General features: G+C 64.6%; 1 protein-coding gene. It reads left to right on the top strand.

All coding sequences use genetic code 11. From position 1 onward, the window contains the following. On the top strand, positions 1-1332 hold a 1332-nt coding region (locus tag ACNPP0_RS02510), incomplete at its 5' end, for a fimbria/pilus outer membrane usher protein (protein WP_448704932.1). Positions 1333-1467 lie beyond the last annotated feature (135 nt).

The raw sequence follows: 1467 nt of genomic DNA, 5'->3' as shown, positions 1-1467 counted from the left end.
CTTGCCCCCGACTTGACGCAATCACGCGCCAAGCCGCTACGCCATGCGGGGCAGCGCGCAAGCGACGTTGAAAGTGGGCGCAGCCTGCGCCTTAGCTACAGCAAGCTGCTGGAGCCGACGTCAACGAACTTCAGCGTGGTGGCGTACCGGTTCTCCAGCGAGGGCTACCTGGGCTTTGGAGAATTCTCGCGCCGTGTCGCTGGGCGCGATGGCGCACCGACCCGCGAACAGGAACGTAGCCGCCTGCAAATGAACATAAGCCAACCCCTGGCGGACGGCTGGGGCCAAGTGGCCTTGTCCGGCGTGGCGCAGAACTATTGGGGGCGCGACCAACGCCGCGACACCAGCTTCTACGCGGGCTACTCCAATGGATACCGTTGGGGCACCCTGAGCGTCAGCGTGACTCGCACGCGAGACGACAGCGGCCGTTTCGGTAATCAATACCTGTTGAGCCTGAGCGTGCCGCTGGGGCGCGGCTCGAATACGCCTTTTTTCAGCACATCGCTGAACACGCAGGGCCAGGGAGATAGCGCCGTCAATGCGTCGTTAAGCGGATCCGCGGGCGAAGCGGGGCAGTTCGGCTACAACGTCTATGCATCCCAAGACCGCAACCGCGACCAGCGCAGCGCCAACCAGGGCGGCAGCGTGCGCTACGACACGGGGCATGCAACCTATATGTTGTCAGGCAGTCGCGGCGACAACTATCGCCAACTTGGCGCGGGCATGCGCGGGACCCTGGTAGCGCATGCCGGCGGCATCAACGCGACGCAGAGCCAGGGCGAGACCATAGCCGTGCTGCATGCACCGGATGCCCAGGGCGCCGCAATCGGATCGAACTCGCGCGGCCGTATCGACGGAAACGGATACGGCGTGGTCGCGGGCCTGATGCCTTATCGCCGCAATGATGTGGCGCTGGACCCCAAGGGTACGTCGCAAGACGTCGAATTTGAAATGACGTCGCAGCAGGTAGCGCCGCGCGCCGGGGCGGTCGTGCTGTTGCGATATCCCACCGTGGTCGGCCGCCCCATTCTGCTAAAGCTGGTGCGTGAACATGGGGCTGCCATGCCAATGGGCGCTGAACTCAGCATCGCGGGCGTCGACGCGGTCACATTGGTGGGCCAGGGAGGGCGGGCGTTCGTGCGTGGACTGCATGGCAGAGGTCAATTGGTCGCCAAATGGGGCTCGGGCGCCGATCAGCAATGCCGGGCGGCTTACCAGATCGACGAGCAGACGGCGGAGGGCGGCATGTATTACCCCCAATTGGAATTGCCTTGCGTGGAGGCGCCCCACGTGCCGGCGATACCCGCGCAGCAGGAAGCGAAGACATCATGAAAGCCATCATTCGCGGATTCAGCCTTGGGCTGTTGTTGATGTCAGCAAGCGGCTCGATCTGGGCGTCGTGCTCCGGCGACCGCCGCGTGACCACCATTACCGAAGCACAGCTTGATGCGGTCCGGCCGGGGCGCG

The sequence above is a fragment of the Achromobacter semiaridum genome (assembly GCF_053543755.1).
This window is presented reverse-complemented; position numbering and strand designations above follow the sequence as displayed.